This is a genomic window from ANME-2 cluster archaeon (assembly GCA_019429385.1).
Classification (GTDB): domain Archaea; phylum Halobacteriota; class Methanosarcinia; order Methanosarcinales; family Methanocomedenaceae; genus Methanocomedens_B.
This window is the reverse complement of sequence record JAHYIS010000031.1, coordinates 1-21061: the sequence shown is the minus strand read 5'-3', so window position 1 is coordinate 21061 and position 21061 is coordinate 1. Positions and strand designations below refer to the sequence as shown.

General features: G+C 43.5%; 28 protein-coding genes and 1 pseudogene. 17 read left to right on the top strand and 12 right to left on the bottom strand.

Annotated elements, in window-relative coordinates; genetic code table 11:
* Window positions 1-75 precede the first annotated feature (75 nt).
* The gene (locus K0A89_10380) at window positions 76-843 is read left to right on the top strand and encodes a circadian clock protein KaiC (protein MBW6518891.1); all 768 of its coding nucleotides are present in this window, start codon (window positions 76-78) and stop codon (window positions 841-843) included.
* A 336-nt stretch (window positions 844-1179) separates the two neighbouring features.
* Here the strand turns inward: K0A89_10380 and hisI are convergent, their stop codons facing one another.
* Window positions 1180-1560, bottom strand: coding sequence for a phosphoribosyl-AMP cyclohydrolase (hisI, locus tag K0A89_10375; protein ID MBW6518890.1), 381 nt, complete (start codon window positions 1558-1560; stop codon window positions 1180-1182).
* A gap of 82 nt (window positions 1561-1642) precedes the next feature.
* Between hisI and K0A89_10370 the strand changes: the two genes are divergently transcribed.
* On the top strand, window positions 1643-2455 hold the full coding sequence (locus K0A89_10370) for an RsmD family RNA methyltransferase (protein MBW6518889.1): 813 nt from the start codon (window positions 1643-1645) through the stop codon (window positions 2453-2455).
* 101 nt (window positions 2456-2556) lie between these two features.
* Window positions 2557-3129 (top strand): TIGR00288 family NYN domain-containing protein, encoded by a 573-nt coding sequence (locus K0A89_10365; protein ID MBW6518888.1) that lies wholly within the window; start codon window positions 2557-2559, stop codon window positions 3127-3129.
* Between the two features lie 8 nt (window positions 3130-3137).
* Here the strand turns inward: K0A89_10365 and dph5 are convergent, their stop codons facing one another.
* The 5 genes from dph5 to K0A89_10340 all read right to left on the bottom strand — a co-directional run bounded on the left by dph5 (window position 3138) and on the right by K0A89_10340 (window position 6371).
* Complete coding sequence (gene dph5 / locus K0A89_10360) at window positions 3138-3935, bottom strand: diphthine synthase (protein MBW6518887.1); 798 nt, start codon at window positions 3933-3935, stop codon at window positions 3138-3140.
* A 94-nt stretch (window positions 3936-4029) separates the two neighbouring features.
* Window positions 4030-4608 (bottom strand): DUF99 family protein, encoded by a 579-nt coding sequence (locus K0A89_10355; protein MBW6518886.1) that lies wholly within the window; start codon window positions 4606-4608, stop codon window positions 4030-4032.
* Window positions 4609-4611: 3 nt separating this feature from the next.
* Window positions 4612-4890: a DNA-directed RNA polymerase subunit L gene (locus tag K0A89_10350; GenBank protein ID MBW6518885.1), complete on the bottom strand. Its 279-nt coding sequence runs from the start codon at window positions 4888-4890 to the stop codon at window positions 4612-4614.
* 11 nt (window positions 4891-4901) lie between these two features.
* Entirely contained in the window at window positions 4902-5534 is a 633-nt protein-coding gene (locus tag K0A89_10345) for an exosome complex RNA-binding protein Csl4 (GenBank protein MBW6518884.1), read from the bottom strand.
* 240 nt (window positions 5535-5774) lie between these two features.
* Window positions 5775-6371 (bottom strand): METTL5 family protein, encoded by a 597-nt coding sequence (locus K0A89_10340; GenBank protein MBW6518883.1) that lies wholly within the window; start codon window positions 6369-6371, stop codon window positions 5775-5777.
* Window positions 6372-6595: 224 nt separating this feature from the next.
* Between K0A89_10340 and K0A89_10335 the strand changes: the two genes are divergently transcribed.
* From K0A89_10335 to K0A89_10320, 4 genes are all read left to right on the top strand, one after another.
* Window positions 6596-6808 (top strand): hypothetical protein, encoded by a 213-nt coding sequence (locus K0A89_10335; protein ID MBW6518882.1) that lies wholly within the window; start codon window positions 6596-6598, stop codon window positions 6806-6808.
* Window positions 6809-6922: 114 nt separating this feature from the next.
* The gene (locus tag K0A89_10330) at window positions 6923-7126 is read left to right on the top strand and encodes a hypothetical protein (protein MBW6518881.1); all 204 of its coding nucleotides are present in this window, start codon (window positions 6923-6925) and stop codon (window positions 7124-7126) included.
* Between the two features lie 72 nt (window positions 7127-7198).
* On the top strand, window positions 7199-7540 hold the full coding sequence (locus K0A89_10325; GenBank protein MBW6518880.1) for a type II toxin-antitoxin system VapC family toxin: 342 nt from the start codon (window positions 7199-7201) through the stop codon (window positions 7538-7540).
* A gap of 128 nt (window positions 7541-7668) precedes the next feature.
* Window positions 7669-7821, top strand: coding sequence for a hypothetical protein (locus tag K0A89_10320; GenBank protein MBW6518879.1), 153 nt, complete (start codon window positions 7669-7671; stop codon window positions 7819-7821).
* A gap of 74 nt (window positions 7822-7895) precedes the next feature.
* Here K0A89_10320 and K0A89_10315 read toward each other — a convergent pair whose 3' ends face one another.
* The 3 genes from K0A89_10315 to K0A89_10305 all read right to left on the bottom strand — a co-directional run bounded on the left by K0A89_10315 (window position 7896) and on the right by K0A89_10305 (window position 10293).
* The gene (locus K0A89_10315) at window positions 7896-8834 is read right to left on the bottom strand and encodes a SufD family Fe-S cluster assembly protein (GenBank protein ID MBW6518878.1); all 939 of its coding nucleotides are present in this window, start codon (window positions 8832-8834) and stop codon (window positions 7896-7898) included.
* Window positions 8831-9550, bottom strand: coding sequence for an ABC transporter ATP-binding protein (locus K0A89_10310; GenBank protein ID MBW6518877.1), 720 nt, complete (start codon window positions 9548-9550; stop codon window positions 8831-8833). The genes K0A89_10315 and K0A89_10310 overlap by 4 nt, the downstream gene beginning before the upstream one ends.
* A gap of 260 nt (window positions 9551-9810) precedes the next feature.
* Window positions 9811-10293: a tryptophan-rich sensory protein gene (locus K0A89_10305; protein MBW6518876.1), complete on the bottom strand. Its 483-nt coding sequence runs from the start codon at window positions 10291-10293 to the stop codon at window positions 9811-9813.
* Window positions 10294-10628: 335 nt separating this feature from the next.
* Here K0A89_10305 and K0A89_10300 point away from each other — a divergent pair.
* A pseudogene (locus tag K0A89_10300) lies at window positions 10629-11585 on the top strand (IS5 family transposase).
* A gap of 351 nt (window positions 11586-11936) precedes the next feature.
* Here the strand turns inward: K0A89_10300 and K0A89_10295 are convergent.
* A complete protein-coding gene (locus tag K0A89_10295) occupies window positions 11937-13415 on the bottom strand; it encodes a hypothetical protein (protein ID MBW6518875.1) in 1479 nt (492 codons plus the stop codon).
* Window positions 13416-13635: 220 nt separating this feature from the next.
* Here K0A89_10295 and mptA point away from each other — a divergent pair, with 220 nt between their 5' ends.
* The gene (gene mptA / locus K0A89_10290; protein MBW6518874.1) at window positions 13636-14589 is read left to right on the top strand and encodes a GTP cyclohydrolase MptA; all 954 of its coding nucleotides are present in this window, start codon (window positions 13636-13638) and stop codon (window positions 14587-14589) included.
* Window positions 14590-14594: 5 nt separating this feature from the next.
* Window positions 14595-14750, top strand: coding sequence for a hypothetical protein (locus tag K0A89_10285; GenBank protein ID MBW6518873.1), 156 nt, complete (start codon window positions 14595-14597; stop codon window positions 14748-14750).
* A 215-nt stretch (window positions 14751-14965) separates the two neighbouring features.
* Here K0A89_10285 and K0A89_10280 read toward each other — a convergent pair whose 3' ends face one another.
* Complete coding sequence (locus K0A89_10280) at window positions 14966-16036, bottom strand: metallophosphoesterase (GenBank protein MBW6518872.1); 1071 nt, start codon at window positions 16034-16036, stop codon at window positions 14966-14968.
* Window positions 16037-16151: 115 nt separating this feature from the next.
* Here K0A89_10280 and K0A89_10275 point away from each other — a divergent pair, with 115 nt between their 5' ends.
* The 3 genes from K0A89_10275 to ftsY are packed head-to-tail and all read left to right on the top strand — an operon-like array spanning window position 16152 to window position 17909.
* The gene (locus K0A89_10275) at window positions 16152-16373 is read left to right on the top strand and encodes a 50S ribosomal protein L18a (GenBank protein ID MBW6518871.1); all 222 of its coding nucleotides are present in this window, start codon (window positions 16152-16154) and stop codon (window positions 16371-16373) included.
* A 5-nt stretch (window positions 16374-16378) separates the two neighbouring features.
* On the top strand, window positions 16379-16840 hold the full coding sequence (gene pfdA / locus K0A89_10270; protein MBW6518870.1) for a prefoldin subunit alpha: 462 nt from the start codon (window positions 16379-16381) through the stop codon (window positions 16838-16840).
* Window positions 16841-16874: 34 nt separating this feature from the next.
* Complete coding sequence (gene ftsY / locus K0A89_10265; protein MBW6518869.1) at window positions 16875-17909, top strand: signal recognition particle-docking protein FtsY; 1035 nt, start codon at window positions 16875-16877, stop codon at window positions 17907-17909.
* A 59-nt stretch (window positions 17910-17968) separates the two neighbouring features.
* On the opposite strand, the gene larE is transcribed toward ftsY, so the two are convergent.
* Window positions 17969-18808, bottom strand: coding sequence for an ATP-dependent sacrificial sulfur transferase LarE (gene larE / locus K0A89_10260; GenBank protein ID MBW6518868.1), 840 nt, complete (start codon window positions 18806-18808; stop codon window positions 17969-17971).
* A gap of 72 nt (window positions 18809-18880) precedes the next feature.
* On the opposite strand from larE, the gene K0A89_10255 reads away from it, so the two are divergent.
* The 4 genes from K0A89_10255 to K0A89_10240 form a co-directional block, all read left to right on the top strand.
* Window positions 18881-19834: a ribose 1,5-bisphosphate isomerase gene (locus K0A89_10255; protein ID MBW6518867.1), complete on the top strand. Its 954-nt coding sequence runs from the start codon at window positions 18881-18883 to the stop codon at window positions 19832-19834.
* 86 nt (window positions 19835-19920) lie between these two features.
* Window positions 19921-20070, top strand: a complete 150-nt coding sequence (locus K0A89_10250; protein ID MBW6518866.1) for a hypothetical protein — start codon at window positions 19921-19923, stop codon at window positions 20068-20070.
* A gap of 148 nt (window positions 20071-20218) precedes the next feature.
* Window positions 20219-20419, top strand: a complete 201-nt coding sequence (locus tag K0A89_10245) for a hypothetical protein (GenBank protein MBW6518865.1) — start codon at window positions 20219-20221, stop codon at window positions 20417-20419.
* 274 nt (window positions 20420-20693) lie between these two features.
* Window positions 20694-21061: hypothetical protein (locus tag K0A89_10240; protein ID MBW6518864.1), on the top strand; the 368-nt coding region annotated here is incomplete at its 3' end.

Genomic DNA, 21061 nt, shown 5'->3' with positions numbered 1-21061 from the left:
TAAATAATAATGCTCATGATGTGTTAATATGCATCTAAGTTTTCAACACTGAAAAAAAATCAAGGGAGATTTATAATGGATGGCCATGTAACAAATTTAAGTGACCCGGATGTACGTGTTCCGACAGGAGTAGAAGGTTTTGACGAACTGTGCGGTGGCGGGTTTATAAGGGACCGTACATACCTTATATCCGGTACATCAGGTGCAGGAAAGACAATTTTCACCCTTCAGTTCCTGTACAATGGAATTACCAAGTATGGAGAGAACGGCATATTTGTTGCAACAGAGGAGCGACCCGAACAGATCAGGGAAAATGCAATGATGTTTGGATGGGATTTCAAGAAACTTGAAGATGAAGGACGCCTTGCCATCATTGATGCTGCTTCTACGAAGATTGGTATACCGTCCCAGGAGAAATACGTTGATGTTCGTCCTTTTGATATGCGTTCAATGATGGACCAGATCATAATGATCCAGGAAGAAATTGATGCCAAGAGGGCTGTGGTGGATTCAACCACTTCAATTGGTTTTTATCTCCAGGACCCGGCAAAGATACGTGTTGAACTGTTGAAACTGTCCACCACCCTGGAAATCCTTGGCTTGACTTCATTAATGACATCCGAAATTGTGGATGATGACCACCCAAGCCGTTTTGGTGTGGAGAATTTTGTGACCGAAGGCACCATAGCCCTGTATTATAAGAGAATGGAGAATGTAAGGGTACGCAGCATGGAGGTTTATAAGATGCGTGGTTCAGACCACAGCAAGAAGATCCATCCTTACGATATCACCAGCAGTGGCATCGTGGTCCATCCTCACGAAGAGGTCTATACCGTATTTTAAGTGAAATTAATTATTGAAAGGCCGCGGTTGTAATACCGGCGGTCCATTTTTTTATTTTTTCTTGTTTTTCTTGTTCAGGTTTTATTCTGCGATCTGCTCTTCCTGTCCGCATTCAACACATTTATAAATGACCAGTTTTCGGCCAAGATGGTCAAATCGTTTTCCTGTTGGGTACCTGAACAAATTCATTTTACTTTCACATAACCGGCAATAGCGTATCATAGAAATACTCCACAATGGTACAGTGTAGTCATTGATATTATAAATTCATTAGTAATATTTACACCACTATAATACATGACCGACCATGTGTCATAATAGTGTGCTGGATTGCATTCAATATACATCCTCAGGATTGAATACCTTATCGCTTACCACGTCACCGTCAAGTGTACGGTAGAAACACGACCGGTATCCGGTATGGCAAGCTCCGCCACCTAATTGCTCCACTTTCATTAACACAGCATCGGCATCGCAATCAATGTACATTTCATGTACTACCTGGAAATGTCCCGAACTCTCACCCTTTAGCCATTGTTTACCCCGGCTTCGACTGTAGTAATGTGCCTTGCCGGTATCCACAGTTTTTTCCAGGGCTTCAAGGTTCATGAAGGCCAGCATCAATATCTCGCCGGTCTGGTAGTCCTGGGCTATTGCGGTAATAAGTCCTTTATCATCAAATTTCAGCTCTTTGCGTATTTCATCAGATATTTTCATCGTCCTTCCCAATGCTTTATAATAATTAAATCATTTGGATGAGACAACGAATGAGCACGTTATATATTGCCAGGATACGGATATGTCTGATATGATGCTCAGGGATAAAATCCGGGAGAAAGGAGCAGTTCCTGAATCACTATTACATCTGGTTCCCAACAGGTATGAGGTAATAGGAGATGTGGCTGTCATCGTCATCCCGTATCAATTGCAGAAATACAAACATGTCATTGCAAAAACAATAACTGAGCAACGCAAGAATATCAGGACCGTGTTGAATAAGGTAGCCATGCTGGATGGAGATGCACGGGTTGGCGGTTACGAAACACTTTATGGCAGCGAGACTATTACTCTGCACAGGGAATACGGGCATCGTTACCGCATGGATGTAAGGACAGTGTTCTTCAATACTCACCTTGCATATGAGAGGTTCCGGATTGCATCCAAAGTGAGAAACGATGAGCATGTGCTGGTACCCTTTAGCGGTGTGGGTCCTTTTGTCATTCCGGCAGCAGTCCGGGGGGCCAGGGTCACAGCAGTGGACAGCAATCCAATGGCTTGCCAGTGGCTGGCCTACAATGTGAGGTTGAACCACGTAGAGGAATACATATCCGTAATCCTGGGTGATGCACAGAGTATCCCGCGATTGCTCAAACCAGGATATGACAGGGCCATAATTCCTGCACCCTATGGAATGGACCCCTTTTTATGGGATGTTGCGGGGATGGTAAAAAAGGGCGGCATCATACATTTCTATACCTTCAAAAAGCCGCACGAGATTCCGGGTCTGGTGGAAGAGTACGGACAAAACGACCTGGAAGTAGAGTTCCATCGTCAGTGCGGGAACGTGGCACCCGGGGTAAGCCGCTGGGTGTTTGACCTGATCAAGCATTAGAACCGAATAGTAAAGTTCTTTACTTACCAGTGTTTTTATTATAGTGTCCGGTATAGTTTATTGAGTGCCCTGTGTTACATTAGGTTATAAGAGGAACGAAAATGAAACCTATGAAAAGCGGTTTTGGAGCAATTCGTAATTATCTTGGTTCAAAACAGGAGAAGGGGAGAAGAAAAATTGCCCTGCTTGTGGATGGCCCCAATATGCTGCGCAAGGAGTTCCAGATAAATCTTGAAGGCATACGGGATGTGCTCAAGGATTATGGGACAATAAAGATAGGCAGGGTATTCCTGAACCAGTATGCATCAGATAAATTGGTCGAAGCCATTGAGACACAGGGACTGGAACCTATCATCTGCAGCAGTGATGTGGATGTCAGGCTTTCCGTTGAAGGAATGGAAATGGTATTTAATCCTGTTATCGATACCATTGCACTGGTTACCAGAGATGCTGATTTCAAACCATTGCTGAACAAGGCCAACGAACATGGCAAGGAGACCATCCTGTTCGGCGCTGAACCAGGGATGTCCATCGGGCTTAAGAATTCTGCAGACTATGTTATTATCATGAAAGAGGGTGTTATGGGACACGAATACGATGTCGAAACCCGCGAAGGAGATGGTTCTGGAGAAAAGGGCGAACCAGACCTGTTCAGTACTGAAATCTCACCATAAGCCTGCACTTACCTGGCAGTATCCAGTATTCCACCTGGCGCCCCTGCAAGTTTTACCAGTGCCTCAGCTTCCATGAAATGAAGGTTTGCCGGCACAACCAGAATGTGAAGCGGACCCCCGAAATCGAAGTTAGCCAGTTCACCTAAAGGCAAGGCCTTTACAACGGGTTCAGGCGAGCCTGCCCTGGCTACACCCACTCCAAGGCGTCCGGCAAAGTTACGTTTCCCCTCGTGCGAGTCTATTTCCAGAAGGAGTTCACAGCCGCGGTTGATGGTCATGTATCCTTTTTCAGGGTCTATGTCCAGGAATATCAGGGTGTGCAGGTCGGCTTCCAGGTTGGACGTGATGGTATCGTACGGAGTGTGCGAGAGAATGTTCCTGCCCTTATGGGTATAGGGGTGGGGTATGGTTGCGGATTTGCCAAAGCGGTAGTTCTGCAATCCGGTCAGGCCAGGGACTGCACTCACGATCGATGAGCCATGTATGATGTGCGTTTCAATACCCATATCTCTGGCACGCATGCGCAGGTCTACGTGGGTAGTACTGACCATGGCATCTCCACCTGTTAAAAATACCACATCCTCGATAACAGCGCGCTGCAGCCAGTCAGGTTGTTGCTCTACATCCTCCCTGTCAAGGATAGTGATTTTCCGTTCATAGAACGCTTCCAGCTTTTCAGGACTTGCCCCCATCAGGAAGGAAGTGTAGAATTCGGCGTACACATGGTCAGCCTTGCGAACTGCTTCCAGGCCTTTTATGGATATGTCTTTTTCATCATAGAGTCCGATGCCAATGAATGTGAGCATAAAGATAGTTTTGGGTGCGGACAGGATAAAGATTTGGAATGTAGTTGTGTGAATGGTAAGGTGAAAAATGTAAGGTGTGAATGGTAAGGTATTATCATGCTTTACCGGTTGACTCCCCACACACGATACCCGTTGCAATCAGGTGCGCTACCCTCAATGGTTCGGGAATATTGCCGTGGGTGGAGGAAAGCTGTACAATATCCCTGGCCTCTTCCAGGTCGATGCCGCAATGCTGGATAAAGATGGGGTTTTCACCCTCGCTGCTTATCACTTTTTGAATCTCACCGGCCCGTTGGATCATTTCCCACCGTATATCCGGGTCGGGCAGATGTTCCAAAGCAGCGCGTATTCGTTTAAAATCAGGGTAGTTCCTCATGACAACGATACACCCGATACCTGTTTCCTCAAAGACCGCTTCGATGTCAACCACATTAAAACCAGCATACGTCACACCATCGAACATCAATACCCTGACCTGTCCGAAATGCTTGCTGCCGGTTACCATCCTGATGATGGCTTCAGTGGCATCCATGCCATCTTTTGTAATATTGGTGCGTAAAACTCCATCAAGCCATGTTCCACCCCGGAACATAGCACCCACTACCATCACCGGCTCACTGTGAAGTGATGAATCATCGATACCGAGAATTCTTATCTCTGGTTTGATGTGCATGCCCTAAATACTGGCTTTTTCATTGAAAACGGTCTTGAATTCTTCATATACCTGAATAAGCCGTTCAGATGCTTCCGTAATAGCAACAATAGGATCAACACCATTTGTTTTCACGAAAAGCACAGGCTCGCTGATAGTAGGGTGTTTAATATCATACGTAGCCACTTCCACCCTGGGATCATCCAGGAGGGACGACTTCAGAGTATTGAGCAATGTGTGGCTTTCACCCCCGATCTCAATAAGAATTTCTGTATCACTCTTTTCAATAACCTTTAATTCCATGTCAATAACCTCTAAGGATTGTAAATACCATATTCAGTGGATACTTTTCGGGATTCCATTTTCCCACATACAGGGCATTTCAACAGGGAACCTTTATTTCCTTCCTCTGAAGGTTTGACCAGGTCAACGTTGCATTTAGAGCAATATGCCTTGATAACGCCCAGGTCCTTACCAGCAGTGGAAAGCCTCATACTTCTCATGTCAATGACCTTAGCCTTGATGATATCAAAAGGACTCAGCTCATCAGTAATATTTTTTACATATCCATCCTTGACATTGGATATATGGACTGCAGCCTGTTGAAGATTAACGATCTCGCGCTCGCCTTTACCTTCGATCTTGGCAATTTCTACCAGCGCAACAGAACTTCTTAAATCGTTCACGCGCCCGATGACCACGTCTCCCATCTCAAGTTCTGGCGGCACACTGGTCTTTGGAACAACCGAAATGTTGCGTGACTTAGGATTGATTTTTACCATACCAGTAGCTGTGGAATAGATGTTTCCTCCATGTTTGAAGGTATTCTTACCTGATATGAATTCCTCGCTGGTGCCAATCATATCCCCAGGCAGGACTAATTCACCGGTTTCTATTATTTCATGTGATACCGGGGTCTGTGGTTTTATTGTATCTGACGGTTTCATTTTCTCTGACGGTTTTATTTTCTCTGACGGTTTTATATCTGTAGTTTTAATGACCTCTTCGTCATTATTTTTCTCCTCATCCAGTGAAGCCTGTTGTTCTTCTGCAGAATCATCTTTCGTCAGCATTCTTCTGGAAACGGTTTTCTTCCTTTTGAGTCTAATAATAATCCCTCTTTATGATCTTAAATTTCAATTACCGGACATATCTGGTCACTCCAGTGAACCAGAACGGTAATCAATTTAATGTCTGTTTTTTTCTATCCGGTATATCTCTACATCGACAACTTCAATATCCTTTTTGTGGAACTTAAAAGTTCGTCTTATCGGAAAACCTGCATGATACCGCTCTGTTATGACGGCGGGATTAATGAACCTTTTGATAAATTCGTAACTTCCTGAATTATGAATGGAATATACAACATCAGCAACTTCCAGGGCTTTGAGCAGGAATGGCCGGTCATTGCCTTTTTCCTGTGCACCGAAAGGCGGATTCATAATTACCGTATGAGCCTGGCCGCATACATCTTCAACACGTGAGCATACAAATTCAACGTCAACATTCAATCGTCGTGCATTTTGGTATGCTATCTTCAGGGCCTCTTTATCCATGTCAAACCCAATAACCCTGGGAGCGCCCAGCAATGCGGCCCCAATGGCAAGCATGCCGGTACCACACCCCAGGTCATAGACCACATCCTCAAGGTCACCTTTCATAAAAGCAAGATATAATAGTTCAGCCGCAATTGTTGCTGGAGTGGCATATTGTTCCAGGAATGCGGACGGTGTTTCAAAACCTGTTACTCTCTCGAGTGCTATCTCAAGGTGTTTTTTTTTCATTCAGATAGCATATATCGTTATAGTGCAATAATGTAATGCAGACAGGTGTAGTATCCTGAAATTATTTTGCCCATATTTAGTACCAGGAACTCAACCTAACGTTCCTATTGATTCGGTTAAGGGATTTAATTCATTAACAGCCTGTCGTTTTTGAATGAAAATATTCAAAGTATTTTTCATGAAATATTTAATATCGTTTGTAGTAGCCCCAGATATCAAATCATATGTACTCAGCAGCCTCCCTCATCCAACCGCAAAATCAGCCGCCTGAGCATCCATCCCCGCTTCACATCCAAAGCCTGCAGGAAGAATCAAAAAGCGCCTGCCAATCCCCACACCACAAGGGCGGGCTGAGCAGAGCGGGAGGGGCACCCTGGATAGTGAACCGAAAGGGGGACGCAGAAATCATTTTCATAGTCGGCACCCTGTATAAGTGAACCAAAAAAGGAGCGGGGAAAGTAACTTTATGGAGAATAGTATTTTACATTTTTAGTAGTGGCAATTAATATTTTGAGATAAACTTATGGGAGATTAGAACGGATTTGTAATTGATGGCATCCAACGTAGAAATTGAAAGGAAACTCCTTTTGCTTGACAAAGAGCTGCATGCAATCTTGAATTTGCTCAAAGGTAAAGGGGACATGAATGCAATTAAAGTAGTGGAAACTTCGTGTGGTGCCTGGGATTATGATGTTGATAGTAAGACTTTTGTTGACCAGTTGAGAAAATCAACGAGATTAGATTGGATAAAATGAGACTATTTGTTGATACTTCCATATTTGTTGATTGTCTTCGCAGGGAAGTAGTAAATTCTTCCAGACTTTTTCTTGAATCTTCAAATTGCAGACAATATTGGATTTACTTCAGCAATTACTGTTGCGGAGTTAAGTGTTGGAGCACATCTATCAAAACGCAAGGATGCTCTTGATAAAACTCTTGACCTTATCAGCCTTGTTGAGGTTATAGATATTAACACGGACGTGGCAATAGAAGGTGGAAAGATATATTCAGGTCTTGTAAAAAAAGGTGAGACGATTGAATTGAACGATTGCCTGATCTCAGCAACTTCAATTTCGCAGGGTATTAATAAGATTGTTACTCGAAATGTCAATCATTTTGAGCGGATAAAAGAGATTGAAGTTTTTACACCTGAAGATCTTGGATATTAATTGAAAGAAGTCCAGGATATAAGGGTGGTTTAAAGATCACTGAACTATAAGGTTGGCTGCCACCTTGCCACCCTAATGGGCAGCGGTGGCAGGGAAAGTTAAATAGTCCACCAAATGCCTGCTTTTTAATGCAATTCGAGCCCCCCACCTTGCAACCCTCCACCCAGGCATCCACCCCCACTTCGCACCCAAAGCCCGCAGGAAGAATCGAAAAGCGCCCGCCAGTCCCCCTCACCACAAGGGCGGGCGGAGCAGAGAGGAAGGGGTGCCAGGCAAAGTGAAGCAAGCGGAGCGGAAGGAGAGGTGAAGAAGGATGGGGGGCTCGAGTTAAAAGTTAACAGTTCGTTTGGGAACATCACTTCAACAATCCCCTGATAATAACATCCACCGCTTCGGATTCGTCAAGTCCCCGTGACATCAGGGTCTCCACCTGCTTCTTATCCACACTGCCGATCGCTGCCTCGTGGGTGACCTTGGCCCTCCTGTCCACCACCGAGACCCGAGGAATTGCCACAGCCACCGCATCATCCTGGACGATCTCCACACAATCCACATGACCGCGGGAGTAGGGAGCTGCCCCCTCGGTGATACTCTCAACCGTGCTCCTTGCCCTATCACGCACCGCCACCCGGCTCTTAATGATACTGCGCGCCTTCTCTCCAGCAAGCACCGTGCGTTCCCGTATCAATATATCATCGTCACCCCGTCCGTACACCTTTACCGCCATATCGGCAGTGGCGCCCTCACCCACATGCACATCATAATCCATCTCAAGATGGCCCACCCTGCCCTCGGTCAGGGTAAAACCGGTGGTCAGCCTGCCGCCCCTTTCAATGCTCACCCGGGCCTTCGGGACAACCTCCACACCTCCGTGCGGTCCGTGATAGTGTGTCTCGTTATAGGTAATGGTAGCATCGCGCTGTATTTCCATCTCAGCGTTCATGACATGCCTCACCCTGGTCGCATTCGGGAATGTGCAGTGTGCCAGGAGTTCCACAGAGGACCCTTCTTCGGCAATGATGACCGAATCAATCTGTTGTATCCCCTCCTTCGGCAACACCCCGAAACACAGGTGTACCGGGTGCTCGATCCGGTACCCCTTCAGGATGACGAGCTTTATTTTAACACCGGTACCGGTCTCCTCAACATGGATATCCAGGCCGGTCACGGGACGCGATGAAAGCACCCGGTTCCCGTGGACCAGGAGATGCGCCACATCCGGCATGCTCAGTGCATCCACTTCACCGCCATACCGTGCATACGCTTCAACCAGGGTCCTGTATTCGTCTGTCATGTCCGGTGTACCGTTTCAACTTCACAGGGCCTGCACCGCTCCAGGTAATGTTCTGACACCCGGGGCGGGGTCCCAGACAATACGATCCTGCCGTCACATATCAACGAGGCCGAATCCCCTCTATTGACGATTTCAGGCCGGTGGGTGATCACCAGTACCGCAGCGCCCTCCTCCTTCAGTACCTGTATCAAGGTGACAATGTCCTGTATGGATACCACATCTATCCCGCTGTCCGGTTCATCGAGAATGGCAAGTTTCGGGTGCGTCATCACGATCGAAGCCAGTTCCACACGCTTGCGCTCGCCTCCACTCAGCGTTTCTCCAACCTCCCGTTCCAGGTACCGCTTCGGGCTCAGGTTCACCAGCGCCAGGACCCGTGCAAACCCTTTATAATCTACCTCGCCTTTGCAGCATATCGCCAGATAATCTTTCACGCTCAGACCTTCAAATCGTGCCGGTTCCTGCCATGCCAGCGTAATACCTGCTTTCGCCCTCTGGCTCAGGCTCAGATGGGTCACATCCTGTCCGTTGAATTCAATGGTACCGCTTGACGGTAGATAACCACTGCAGCCCATGATCGTGTACGCAAGGGAACTTTTTCCTGACCCGTTCGGTCCCACGATGCAATGGATATTTCCATCCTCTACCGACAGGCTGACCTCGTGAAGGATCTCTTTGCCATCCCTGATGAGGGTAATTCCCTGAATATCAAGCATAAACTCCCATGATATGATTCGAATGCCATACCTTATAGGTATTGATAACCTGGCATCCCCGGACAGACCGGCCAGGTTCATCGTGTTTAACAGGTGATGATGGTCGAATTAAGTATTGGATTGTTGAATGAATCAAAATGCGCCTGCCAGGCCTTACACCATAAATGCGGGTGGACCATACCGAGGGAGGCACCTTGTATAAGTGAACCGAAAGGGGCGGCAGGAGAGGTAACGTTCTGAATTGATTATTTCGATCTAAATTAAATATTGATTCTCCAAATAGAAAAATTAAGAATTGCTGCGAAGGTTACCCATAATAAATATGGTACAAGTAGATATGATGATTTCTTATTGATTTTCCAAAACTGGTAAATTGTGAGAGATATAGCAATCCAGAGAAATATAATTTCAAAAAAGGCAAATAAAATGTTTTGAAGGTTGAAAAACAGAAATGACCAGCTAATATTTAATAAAAGTTGAAAAGTGAAAATTACCATCCCAATTTTTACGGTGTTATCATTAAAATTTTCTCTTAATACTAAATATAAAGATATGCCCATTAAAGTAAATAATAAAATCCAAACCGGAGCAAATATCCAGTTTGGGGGGCTAAAATATGGTTTTTGAAGAGAGGCATACCACCCTGGGATTGAAGGTGAAGTAAACTTCGATCCTAAAACTCCAGCAAACTGGCAAATACTAATTGAAAAAATTAATTTGATAATATTTTCAACCTTCATCAATGAATTCCTTCCCCTTTTTTGCTTGTGTTCTTATATGATTTATATGTATCCCTTGTTTTCATATTTCAAATGGATTAAGTCCTGTTACATATCCACATGATAAAGCCTCTGCCAGCCCCTTCACCACAAGGGCAGGCGGAGCATACCGAGAAAGGTACCCTGTTATGTAATCCGAAAAGGGCAGCAGGAAAGCTGAAGAATTAATAGAAGCTGAGATTATTGGTAATAAAAGTCGATAATTTTATAAAAAATTTTAGTTACTGTTAAGAGAATTTCGATTAACTGCCCTAAACACCATCGAACTATTTATGATAGTTTAAATAAACTAAAAATATATTCAGTTCTATGTCCTCACTAACCGATATTGCCCTCGAGAAGAATATAAACGCCTCGAAAATCTTGGAGATAGACTCGCAGAGATAGAATCACTCATAGACTGGAAACCATTTCGTCCAATGATAGACGAAATGTACAACAATAAAACAGAATTGGGTGGAAGACCAAACAATGATGCAATCGTTATGCTGAAAATGATTGTACTTCAGCAATGGCATGGATTGTCCGATCCCGAATTAGAAAAACAGGCCACCGATAGAATTTCCTTTCGGAAATTCCTTTGTTTCCCAAAAAAAATACCTGAACGTTCCACAGTGTGGGATTTTAAAGAAAGGATAGCCAAGACTGGAAAAGACTCCGCTATATGGGATGAATTGCAAAGACAGTTTGATGCAAAAGGCCTAAAAATTAAGAAAGGGATGATACAAGAAGCAACTTTCATCCAATCTGATCCAGGACATGCCAAGGCAGATACACCACGTGATGATGAAGCTAAAACACGAAGGAGTAAAGATGGGACGTGGTCTAAGAAAATAAGTAAACCGTATTTTGGATACAAGTTACACACCATAATTGATGTGGATTTTGAATTGATAAGAAGAATCAAAACAACAACAGCATCTGTTCATGATAGTCAGGTTGATCTATCAATGGAAGGTGAAGTATCTTATAGGGACAAAGGTTACTGTGGGGTAAATCCAAGAGGGTATGATGCAACTATGCAAAGAGGGGGGAGGGGACATCCCATAGGCATTAGAGTTGTACTCAGAAATAAACGAATCAATCACACAAAGGCATAATGTGAACGAGTTTATGCAGTCATGAAAACTATGTTCGGATCTGGAAATGTAAAAGTAACAAATGTGGCAAGGACGAATGTCAAAATGCTGTTTACCGCATTCGATTATAATTTATATCAATTGCGTACACTGAGCAAGAAAGGTGTCATACAATGATTAGCGATAGCTATCATTAAATTGGGAGAATATTAAAAAAATATGAGGTAGGATAGGATTAAAATGGATAGATAAAGGGGAATTTTACACCGCCATTGAAAACTTCTCTACGTACTGCGTTAACTGCCTATAAAGTTGGGAGATTTGACTTGATTAGATCTCCGAGTGCTTTTAGAAGGTTGTCAATCTAAACCAGCAAAATAAATTTTTTAGAGATTAAAGGGTTAATTGAGTTTTATTTGGATTTTCAGGTGAATCTAACATGTTTGCCACAGGCTCAAGTAAATAAAATTATCAGGTTACATTGGGATGTTCGGGTATTGCCCCAAACATCCGTTTCGTATTGAGCAATCAGTTGTTATTTTCTTCTTTGCCCAGTATCTTTCGGACCGTTTCGTTCATAATGCTGATAACTTCATCAACTCGTTTCATGTTTTCCCGGTCATATTCTCTCTTTTGGTCGATAGCTTTCTTAACCTCGTATTCGGTTACTTTCAATAGCTCTGAGGTCTCGTTTATCGAGGTTTTTGATTTTTCTTTGAAAGATTCGATTTCGTATTTGAAATTTTCCAGCTTCTTTTCAACCTCTGCTAACAATTTCTCAGATTCTTCTACAATCTTTGTCTTATTATCTTGAAGGTTCTTGACAGCTTCATTGGATTTGCTCAGCAGTTCTGATTCGATGATACTTTCAGCCTTGCGTTGGATAATATTGAGTTTGTCCTCTGTTTCCATGAATTTGCGCTCTTTTTCGTCAACTTCTGTCATGAACTTGCGCATATCAGTTATCTTATTATCAAGTTTATCATAAACATCGTTGACCTTTTGTAAATGGTTTTCCAGATACTTTCCTGCCTTGATCAATGCTTGTTCTTCGTCTGAAAGAACGTCTTCCGTTTCTGTGAGTTTTCTCTCCTCTACAGCATCCATTCTTTCAGTAAGTTGTTTTAGCAAATCCTGGTTTTGTTTAACTAACTTGTCAACATCTTCTGACTCGACCTTTTTTATTGTTGATTCAAGGTTCTTAATTACCTTATTCTGTTCATCGATCAACTTTTTCTGGTTGTCCAGTTGCACATGGATTTCTTTCAATGATTCCTGAGGTATTCCGGATGTTGCCTGGGCGACCGGTTTGGCTACCGGGGTTGAAGCTGCTGCTGGTGAATTGACGGGTGATGCCTGGACGACCGGTTTGGCTACCGGGGTTGAAGCTGCTGCTGGTGGATTGACCGGTGTTGCCTGGACGACCGGTTTGGCTACCGGGGTTGTTGCCGCTGCTGGTGGATTGACCGGTGTTGCCTGGGTAACCGGTTTGGCTACCAGGGTTGTTGCCGCTGCTGGTGGATTGACCGGTGTTGCCTGGGCAACCGGTTTGGCTACCGGGGTTGAAGCTGCTGCTGGTGAATTGACGGGTGATGCCTGGGTAACCGGTTTGGCTACCGGGGTTGAAGCTGCAGCTGGTGGTTTTGCTGGAGTTGCCTGTGCAACCAATTTTGCTGCAGCTGCCGCAGCAGCTTGTTCTTTTATTGCAGATTCAAGAGCTGCCCTAACTGCCCCTACATCAGGTTTTTGGTTGGTCTGATCTGATTTGTTATCTCCTGTAACATTTCCTTTATTGCGATCCTCTATAGTTATAGCCTCAAAATTAATATCACTCAACTTTGATTTTACATCAGGTTTGTTTCCAAGAATATCAGACAATTTAGGTAGTTTATCTCCTGCTCTTGAAGGTTTTTCTTCGATATCACAATTAATACTCTGTTTCAGGAAATCAATATCCTTGTTTTCTTCTGTTTTTGTATCTGTTTTTGATTTTTTGAAAAGTGACATCATTTTCACCGCCAAAATTAATACTCAAAATAGATATTTTGATTGTACCCATATATATACATTCTCAAGACATCATTTTAATTTAAAATTCATTCTGAATTTTTCAATAATCATATAAACAAAAGACATTTAACCTTTGGTTCATTAAGTAAATATTATCGTTGAGAAAAGTATAGTCATATGCCCTAAATACACATATTTTGAATATGGAGATTACTAAATGGATATACCAGTTGTAAAATTAGCTGATGTTCAGGCAAATAAACCAGACATACCGATAACACTTTCGCGTGTTGGTGTCACCAATGTAAAAAAAATGGTAGAAGTATCAAGAACGGATAAACGCCCTATTATTCTCATATCAAAGTTTGATATCTTTGTTGACCTGCCATCAGACCGTAAAGGTGCAAATCTCTCACGCAATTTTGAAGCCATAGATGAAGTGTTGGAAGAGTCTATCAATTTTCCGGTATGTGAAATTGAAGAACTTTGCGGAGAAGTTGCTAAACGACTACTTGACCGGCATGAATACGCCACCAGAGCCGAAGTTGCAATGAAGAGTGAATACATAGTCAAGCGGGTAACACCAGTAAATAAGGTGAAATGTCAACAGGTGGTTGACATATTTGCAGAAGCGATCGCAAACCGGCAAGAAAATGGCCAGGTATCAGTAAAAAAAATGGTAGGCGCGGAGGTTTTAGGTCTTACTGCCTGTCCCTGTGCCCAGGAAATTATGCGGGATAAAGCCATTGCTGAACTGAAACGACTGAAGGTTGACAGCAAGACCATCTATCAATTCCTTGACGCTGTGCCTATGGCAACCCATAACCAGCGAGGAAGAGGTATTGTCACCATCCAGGTTTCCCATAATCACAAAATTTCCATTGATAAGATAATCAACATTATTGAAACATCTATGAGTTCCAGCATTTATGAATTACTCAAGCGCAATGATGAGGCAATGCTGGTTGAGACTGCTCATAAGAACCCGAAGTTTGTTGAAGATTGTGTGCGCACAATGGCCAAAAAGATTGTGCATGATTTTAAAAACATACCGGACGAATCCATCATAACCATCAAGCAGATCAATGAAGAAAGCATTCATAGCCATAACGCCTTTGCAGAACGTATCGCAACACTTGGAGAACTTAAACAGGAACTGGGTGTAGATTAATTCCTGTGTATACCCTGATAAGCAATGCACAGAAGAACAGGAATAAAGCTATAACAATTATTATCAGGAGATACATCCAGCTCTCCTTTAAACTGAGAACATCATACCAGGTAATGGAATTTAATTCATGCCAGTTCCTGTCATGCCATACACCAGGTTGATAGCGTTCATACTTTTCAATCCAGCAATCGGGTTTTTTTATCCGGTTCATCTTTTCTGGACATACATGGGCACCGCAGCTAAACCTGTAATCGCATGACAAATTTGATTCAGGGACTATACATTCCGGGGATATATTTGAAATATATATCATTTATAGGTAAAAATAACATGATACTATATATAAAAATGTATCTGGTAAATAAAATGCTTTAATCTAAACAACAAACATTTCTGTTGTAACAGTTCCATGAGAGGTATTCACCAGGACATAATGATGACCTGGAGCATCTTTCACAAGTGGGGCACCCCCACCTCCTGACAAAATATAACGTACACCGTTTCGTGTAACATTAAAGTATGAATGTATATGAGCAGCAAATACCGTATCCACCTGGAATTGCTCAAAAATGGATATCAGGTCCTGTGCATTGGCGCTATCTGTCATTGCATGTTCACTGCCCGGTCTTGGGTCAAAAGGTGGCATGTGCATAAAAACCAGATTTGATGTGGTATTACTCTGCTCAAGGTCCTGCCTGAGCCATTCCATCTGTTCCTTATCTACATATCCTTTAGCATTATCCAGCATGATAAAATGGGTGTTATCCACATCAAAGGAATGGTAGTACACGCCAAACATCTGGCTATAGTATCCGGCTCCATTACCTTTTACATCATGATTGCCGGGAACTGTAAATATGGGCGCTGGAGCCCTTTCAATTAATCCTGCAAGTTCATCATATTCTTTCCTGGTTCCATCATTGACCATGTCACCAAGAATTATTATGAATAACGGATCCCAATCCCCCGATTCCTTGAGAACCTGCCGAAACACGTCCGGATTATCTCTGCTATCACCCAGCAATGCGAACGAAAAATTTTCCAGGTTCCCTGTTTGATCAAGTTTGATATCTTTAACAAGCCTGGGTGCAACTACAGCAGTGAACGAAATAGAGGTCATTCCATATTCCATGGAGCCTGTTAGCGAGCCATTAACGTGGATGTTATTTGGTCGTACGTTTTCAACAGTAACATTGAATCTGCGTTCAGTTCCACTTCCCAGAATACTAATAAGTACATCCGGTTCATTTGCCCATACAACCAGGTCACCGAACTCGGCCTCCATTATATTACCTCCATTAACCACAATAACCGCCGATGACACTTCAGCCATTGACCAGCCACCATGAGAATTGGAATATATATCGTTAAAACGGATGAACTGAGTGCCAACTAATATGGCAAGTGTTACCAGGATAACGATTGGGATTACTGTTTTTCGTTCCACAAATACCGTCCTTTAAACATTTCTTGCTGCTGTTATTGTGCGGAGTGCTATAAAATGGTATTTGATAGATTTGAATAAAGTATTTATCCTGCAAAAGTATTAGGATACAGCAGACATCTGTGCATTAAGATTTATCAGTTCAACCAAGGAGAAATTAAAGATGGAAAATTATATTATATCTGGTACGTTCAAAGCAGGCGATATGTGGGAAAATTTCACAAAAAATGTGTCAGTTCTGAATGAAAAAAACGCACGTGAAAAAGTATATTCGCTCATAGGCAGTGAACATGGCCTGAAACGCAATTGTATTCGCCTTGATTCAATTACCAGGGAGTGAACATTTTGGCTTCCCGTAAACCGCTCTCTGAACAGGATATTCAGAATATGGCAGCTCAGCATCAACAGATGCAGTACCAGGCAGAATCTGCGGTCCAGCAATTGAACTTTGTCGGTGATAGTATCAATGATGTCACAAAAGCCATTAACACCCTGACCGAATTTGAAAGTGTAAATGATGGACATGAGATCTTTTTACCCATTGGTGCTGGTGTCAATGTGAAAGCCAATCTGGTTATGCCCGAGAACGTGGTCATACAGGTCGGAGCAGGGATAAGTGTGGAAAAGAACATTGCACAGGCAAAAACCATGCTGGATAGTCGTAAAGAAGAACTTACCAAATACCAGGGAAGTATTCAAACCAGTCTCAGTGAACTTACAAACCGCATGAAAGAGATTGAAACGGTCCTGAATTCTGTTGTTCGCCAGCAACAGGCAGCGACCACTTCGAGTAAGCAGGGTTCATAGATGTTCAATAATCTAAAGATTTCGACAATTCACCATGTTTAATAATCTTAAACAAAAGCTGAGCGGACTTAAGGATACATTTGGCAATGTATTAGACAAAAAAGCGGATGAAGCTTCTGAAGTTGGGACTATTGAAGAACCTGCCCTTTCACCCGATATTATACGGGAAAAAAAAGACAAATCCACCTCTATAGGGGATAAAGCAAAAGCCCTGTTGATGCGGCGTGAATTCATCATTAATGAAAAGTCACTGGAACAACCACTCTGGGACCTTGAGATGGCACTGCTTGAGAGCGATGTTGCCATGCCGGTAGCAGAAGAAGTCGTTGCTTTTGTCAAAGAGGAACTTACAGGCACCAGTTTCAAGATCGGAGAGAATAAAGGTAAGATCATTGAGCAGGCGCTGAAGAATGCACTTATCAGGGTATTAAGTGTGGAAGAACTGGATTTTGATGATTTTGTCAGGTCTGCTGACAAACCGGTTACTGTGGCTTTCGTAGGCGTGAACGGTACCGGGAAGACCACTTCGATTGCCAAGGTTACGAAGCGTCTGTTAAAGAATGGACATTCTGTTGTGATAGCAGCAGCGGATACCTTCAGGGCAGGTGCTATTGACCAGATACAGCATCATGCAGACAAACTTGGTGTAAAACTTATTAAACATCAGGAAGGGAGCGACCCGGCTGCAGTTGTCTATGATGCCGTGGAATATGCCAGAGCCCGACATATAGATGTGGTGCTGGCCGATACTGCAGGGCGGATGCATACCAATATTAATCTGATGGACCAGCTGAAGAAAATATGCAGGGTAGCTCCTCCGGACCTGGTTATATTTGTTGACGAGGCAATTGCAGGTAATGATGCAGTTGAACGTGCTGCTCTTTTCAATAATGCTGTGCCGGTTGACGGGAACATACTTACCAAGGCGGATGCGGATTCAAAAGGGGGTGCAGCCATTTCAGTGGCTTATGCCACTGGCAAGCCAATACTATTTTTGGGTGTAGGGCAGGAATACGATGATATGGTGAAATTTGACCCGCAATGGCTGGTAGACAGGCTTTTTGAGTGATATGAAAATAATGATGCAATAAAATCTACATTGGAAATCACGATCTATAGTGGTTCTGACTAAATAGAAACATCGAAACTTCCGCTTCTAAACCCCTCCAGGTCAAGAGTAATGTAAGTATAACCCAGTTCTTTAAAGCGGATTATAATAGTATCTTTATTGTCCATAATTCTACTAAAATAAAGTTCCGGAACTTCAATGCGTGCAATGTCACCATGATGACGTACCCTGTACTGTTCAATCCCCAGGTCAATAAGAATCTCTTCTGCCTGTTCAACCTGTTTTAACCCTTCCTCAGTAATAATGTTGCCATAAGGGAACCGGCTGGACAGGCATGCCTGTGAGGGTTTATCCCATGCATCCAGTCCCAGCGAGCGTCCCATCTGACGTATCTCATCCTTGGTTATGCCCATATCGGCAAATGGGGTTAATATATGCTGTTCTATGGCTGCCATGTGACCCGGTCTGTGCCCGGTAAGTTCGGAGGCGTTCGTACCGTCTGCTACAGCAGCAAAACCCAATTCATCAGCCAGTGCTCCCAATGCCCTGAACAGGCCGGTCTTGCAGTGATAACATCTGTCAACAGGGTTTTGTGCAAATCCAGGCTCGTCAAGTTCATTATACGGAATAACAATATGTCTGATACCGATATCCTTTGCCGTTCTCTTTGCACTTTCAAGTTCACGGCCGGGCAGGGTCTGGCTTTGCGCGGTAACAGCTATTGACCTGATGCCCAGTGCCTGGTATGCCAGTGCTGTCAGGACACTGCTGTCCACGCCACCGCTGAACGCTACAAGTACACCGTCGAATTTCCTGAGGTAATTCTTGACCTCTTCTATCCTCGCATGGATACGGGAACCTGTTGTTTCATGTTGCACCGAAGAGGACTTGGGAAACATGAGAGATACTATATCTGCCAGATTAGTAAGTCTTTTGCCCTGTGGATTACCTACAATGAACAAGGTGAAATAATGGACAACGTACTTGATATCGCAAGAAAGATTCAGACAATGGAAATTAGGGGTGCTGGAACCATAGCCAGGGCAGCGGCAGGTGCGCTTAAAGAATATGCAGGGCAACTTGAAGAGAGGTCGGTTGAGAAGTTCAACACAAGACTGTCACATGCAGCCAAAATACTGGTAGCCACCCGCCCCACTGCTGTCTCGCTACCTAATGCTGTCAGGATGATAATGGGATATACCGGTGACACTGTGGATGAGGCAAGAAACGACCTCATCAGGCGGGCAGACCTGTTTATTGAATCATCAAAAGAGGCAACTGAGAGAATAGGAGCAATTGGCAGCAGGCGTATTAGCGATGGTGATACCATAATGACCCATTGCAACAGCCAGGCTGCCATATCGGTGATAGCACAGGCACACAAGGCCGGTAAGAATATAAACGTGATAGCTACCGAAAGCAGACCACGACGGCAGGGCCTGCTTACCATTACCCAGCTTAACGAACTGGGTATCAGTACGTCATTGATCGTGGATTCAGCTGTACGGTATTTTATGAAGGATGTGGATATTGTGGTGGTAGGTGCTGACGCGGTCACTGCGAATGGCAGTGTGATAAATAAGATAGGCACTTCCCAGCTGGCAATGGCTGCCAACGAGAGCAGGACGAACGTGATAGTAGCAGCTGAGACGTATAAGTTCAGTCCACGCACCCTGCTGGGTGAGATGGTGGAGATAGAGGAGAGGGATGTATCAGAGGTTTTGGACAGCGAGAAATTGTCAGCTCTGTTGCATGTCAATGTAAGGAATCCGGCTTTTGATGTCACACCTTCAGAGTATATTGATGTAATATGTACTGAGGTAGGAGCTATCTCGCCTGAGATGAGCTATATTATTATTCGAGATATACTGGGATGGGACATCAAAGACATGCTGGATGGTGAAATGAAAACTGCGCGCGATTAAAGGTACAATGAATAGAGTGATAGTTTAGAGTGATAGTTTAGAGTGATAGTTTAGAGTAATAGTAAAGACTGAGAGGAAGGAAGGAGATGGAACTTGAATTGATAGTTGACGGGAAAGATATTCCGATGAACCGATTTGTGGAAAAGATGATTGCAGGGGTTGTTGCAGGTGCTGTGCAGTCGCTGGAAGGCGTAGATGATACCTGGGAGGAGCTAACATTGACTATACGGCGGTGAGTTGTGGAATCAGACAAAACATCTATAAACCAGTACGTTGTTAAGAGGTATGTCGATTAATTTTATTGACCTCATTAAGAATCTCAATTTCTCAAGTGCGGCTCTTTTCAAATTAGTTGATTAGAATTATAATGGAAGTAAATAACATATGAACGATAGAGGTTTCAGTAACAGAGGCGGCAGTAGAGGCGGCAGTAGAGGCGGTAGTGGCGGTTTTGGTCCACGAGAGATGCACAAAGCAACATGTGCAGACTGTGGGCAGGAAACAGAAGTGCCATTCGTACCTGATCCTGACAGACCGGTCTATTGCAGAGATTGTTACCAAAATCACAGACCAAAGAGATTCTAATCTAGAGGTTTATGGTTTTACACTTTTTTTAAAGAGTGTAATGAACAATTAAATAATGTAAGTACGTTTGAACATGTACAGTTGTATTAGATGTAACATCTAACCTGTACAATTGTTTTTTTTTTCGATTTTTTAGTTATTCACGAATACCATTTCAAGCTGATTTTCGGATTATCTCCCTGAACTCATCTTTCATCCAGTAAGAGGTCAATCCCGAAACATCGAAGTATTTACTATATTGTAACTCAATAATAATGGGAGGTTTAAAAGAACAATGGAACATGAGATTATACAGGTGGAGTGCCCGGAATGCTCGCCAGATGAGCCGGTACCCCATAGCATATTGAAAGAAAAACCTGGCATGTTGGTCAAATGCACACAATGCGATTCAATTCACACCCACCAGAAAGAAAAGACCAGGCCCGTAAGCCTCAGAGTGGTGGTTAGCTCACTCGATAAATCAGCAAGTCGTAAAATTACCCTTGATTCGGAAGAGATCATATCAGTAGATGATGAATTCATTGTAGAAGATGATAGCGGAGAGATGGCAAATTTTGTGCAGGTCACATCCATAGAATCAGGTGGCAAACGGGTAAATATGGCTCGTGCCGACAGTATACTGACAATATGGGCCAGGGCAAC

Bases quoted from the DNA above. Each gene is read 5' to 3' on its own strand.
- K0A89_10315 (MBW6518878.1), bottom strand. From the start codon at position 8,834: ATGACAGACGAATACAGGACCCTGGTTGAAGCGTATGCACGGTATGGC.
- K0A89_10295 (MBW6518875.1), bottom strand. From the start codon at position 13,415: ATGTCACTTTTCAAAAAATCAAAAACAGATACAAAAACAGAAGAAAAC.
- K0A89_10350 (MBW6518885.1), bottom strand. From the start codon at position 4,890: ATGGAATTAAAGGTTATTGAAAAGAGTGATACAGAAATTCTTATTGAG.
- K0A89_10330 (MBW6518881.1), top strand. From the start codon at position 6,923: ATGGCATCCAACGTAGAAATTGAAAGGAAACTCCTTTTGCTTGACAAA.
- K0A89_10380 (MBW6518891.1), top strand. From the start codon at position 76: ATGGATGGCCATGTAACAAATTTAAGTGACCCGGATGTACGTGTTCCG.
- K0A89_10245 (MBW6518865.1), top strand. From the start codon at position 20,219: ATGAACGATAGAGGTTTCAGTAACAGAGGCGGCAGTAGAGGCGGCAGT.
- mptA (MBW6518874.1), top strand. From the start codon at position 13,636: ATGGATATACCAGTTGTAAAATTAGCTGATGTTCAGGCAAATAAACCA.
- larE (MBW6518868.1), bottom strand. From the start codon at position 18,808: ATGTTTCCCAAGTCCTCTTCGGTGCAACATGAAACAACAGGTTCCCGT.
- K0A89_10250 (MBW6518866.1), top strand. From the start codon at position 19,921: ATGGAACTTGAATTGATAGTTGACGGGAAAGATATTCCGATGAACCGA.
- K0A89_10345 (MBW6518884.1), bottom strand. From the start codon at position 5,534: ATGAAACCGTCAGATACAATAAAACCACAGACCCCGGTATCACATGAA.
- K0A89_10370 (MBW6518889.1), top strand. From the start codon at position 1,643: ATGTCTGATATGATGCTCAGGGATAAAATCCGGGAGAAAGGAGCAGTT.
- K0A89_10340 (MBW6518883.1), bottom strand. From the start codon at position 6,371: ATGAAAAAAAAACACCTTGAGATAGCACTCGAGAGAGTAACAGGTTTT.
- K0A89_10365 (MBW6518888.1), top strand. From the start codon at position 2,557: ATGAAACCTATGAAAAGCGGTTTTGGAGCAATTCGTAATTATCTTGGT.
- ftsY (MBW6518869.1), top strand. From the start codon at position 16,875: ATGTTTAATAATCTTAAACAAAAGCTGAGCGGACTTAAGGATACATTT.
- K0A89_10320 (MBW6518879.1), top strand. From the start codon at position 7,669: ATGCAATTCGAGCCCCCCACCTTGCAACCCTCCACCCAGGCATCCACC.
- K0A89_10310 (MBW6518877.1), bottom strand. From the start codon at position 9,550: ATGCTTGATATTCAGGGAATTACCCTCATCAGGGATGGCAAAGAGATC.
- dph5 (MBW6518887.1), bottom strand. From the start codon at position 3,935: ATGCTCACATTCATTGGCATCGGACTCTATGATGAAAAAGACATATCC.
- K0A89_10255 (MBW6518867.1), top strand. From the start codon at position 18,881: ATGGACAACGTACTTGATATCGCAAGAAAGATTCAGACAATGGAAATT.
- hisI (MBW6518890.1), bottom strand. From the start codon at position 1,560: ATGAAAATATCTGATGAAATACGCAAAGAGCTGAAATTTGATGATAAA.
- K0A89_10335 (MBW6518882.1), top strand. From the start codon at position 6,596: ATGTACTCAGCAGCCTCCCTCATCCAACCGCAAAATCAGCCGCCTGAG.
- K0A89_10355 (MBW6518886.1), bottom strand. From the start codon at position 4,608: ATGCACATCAAACCAGAGATAAGAATTCTCGGTATCGATGATTCATCA.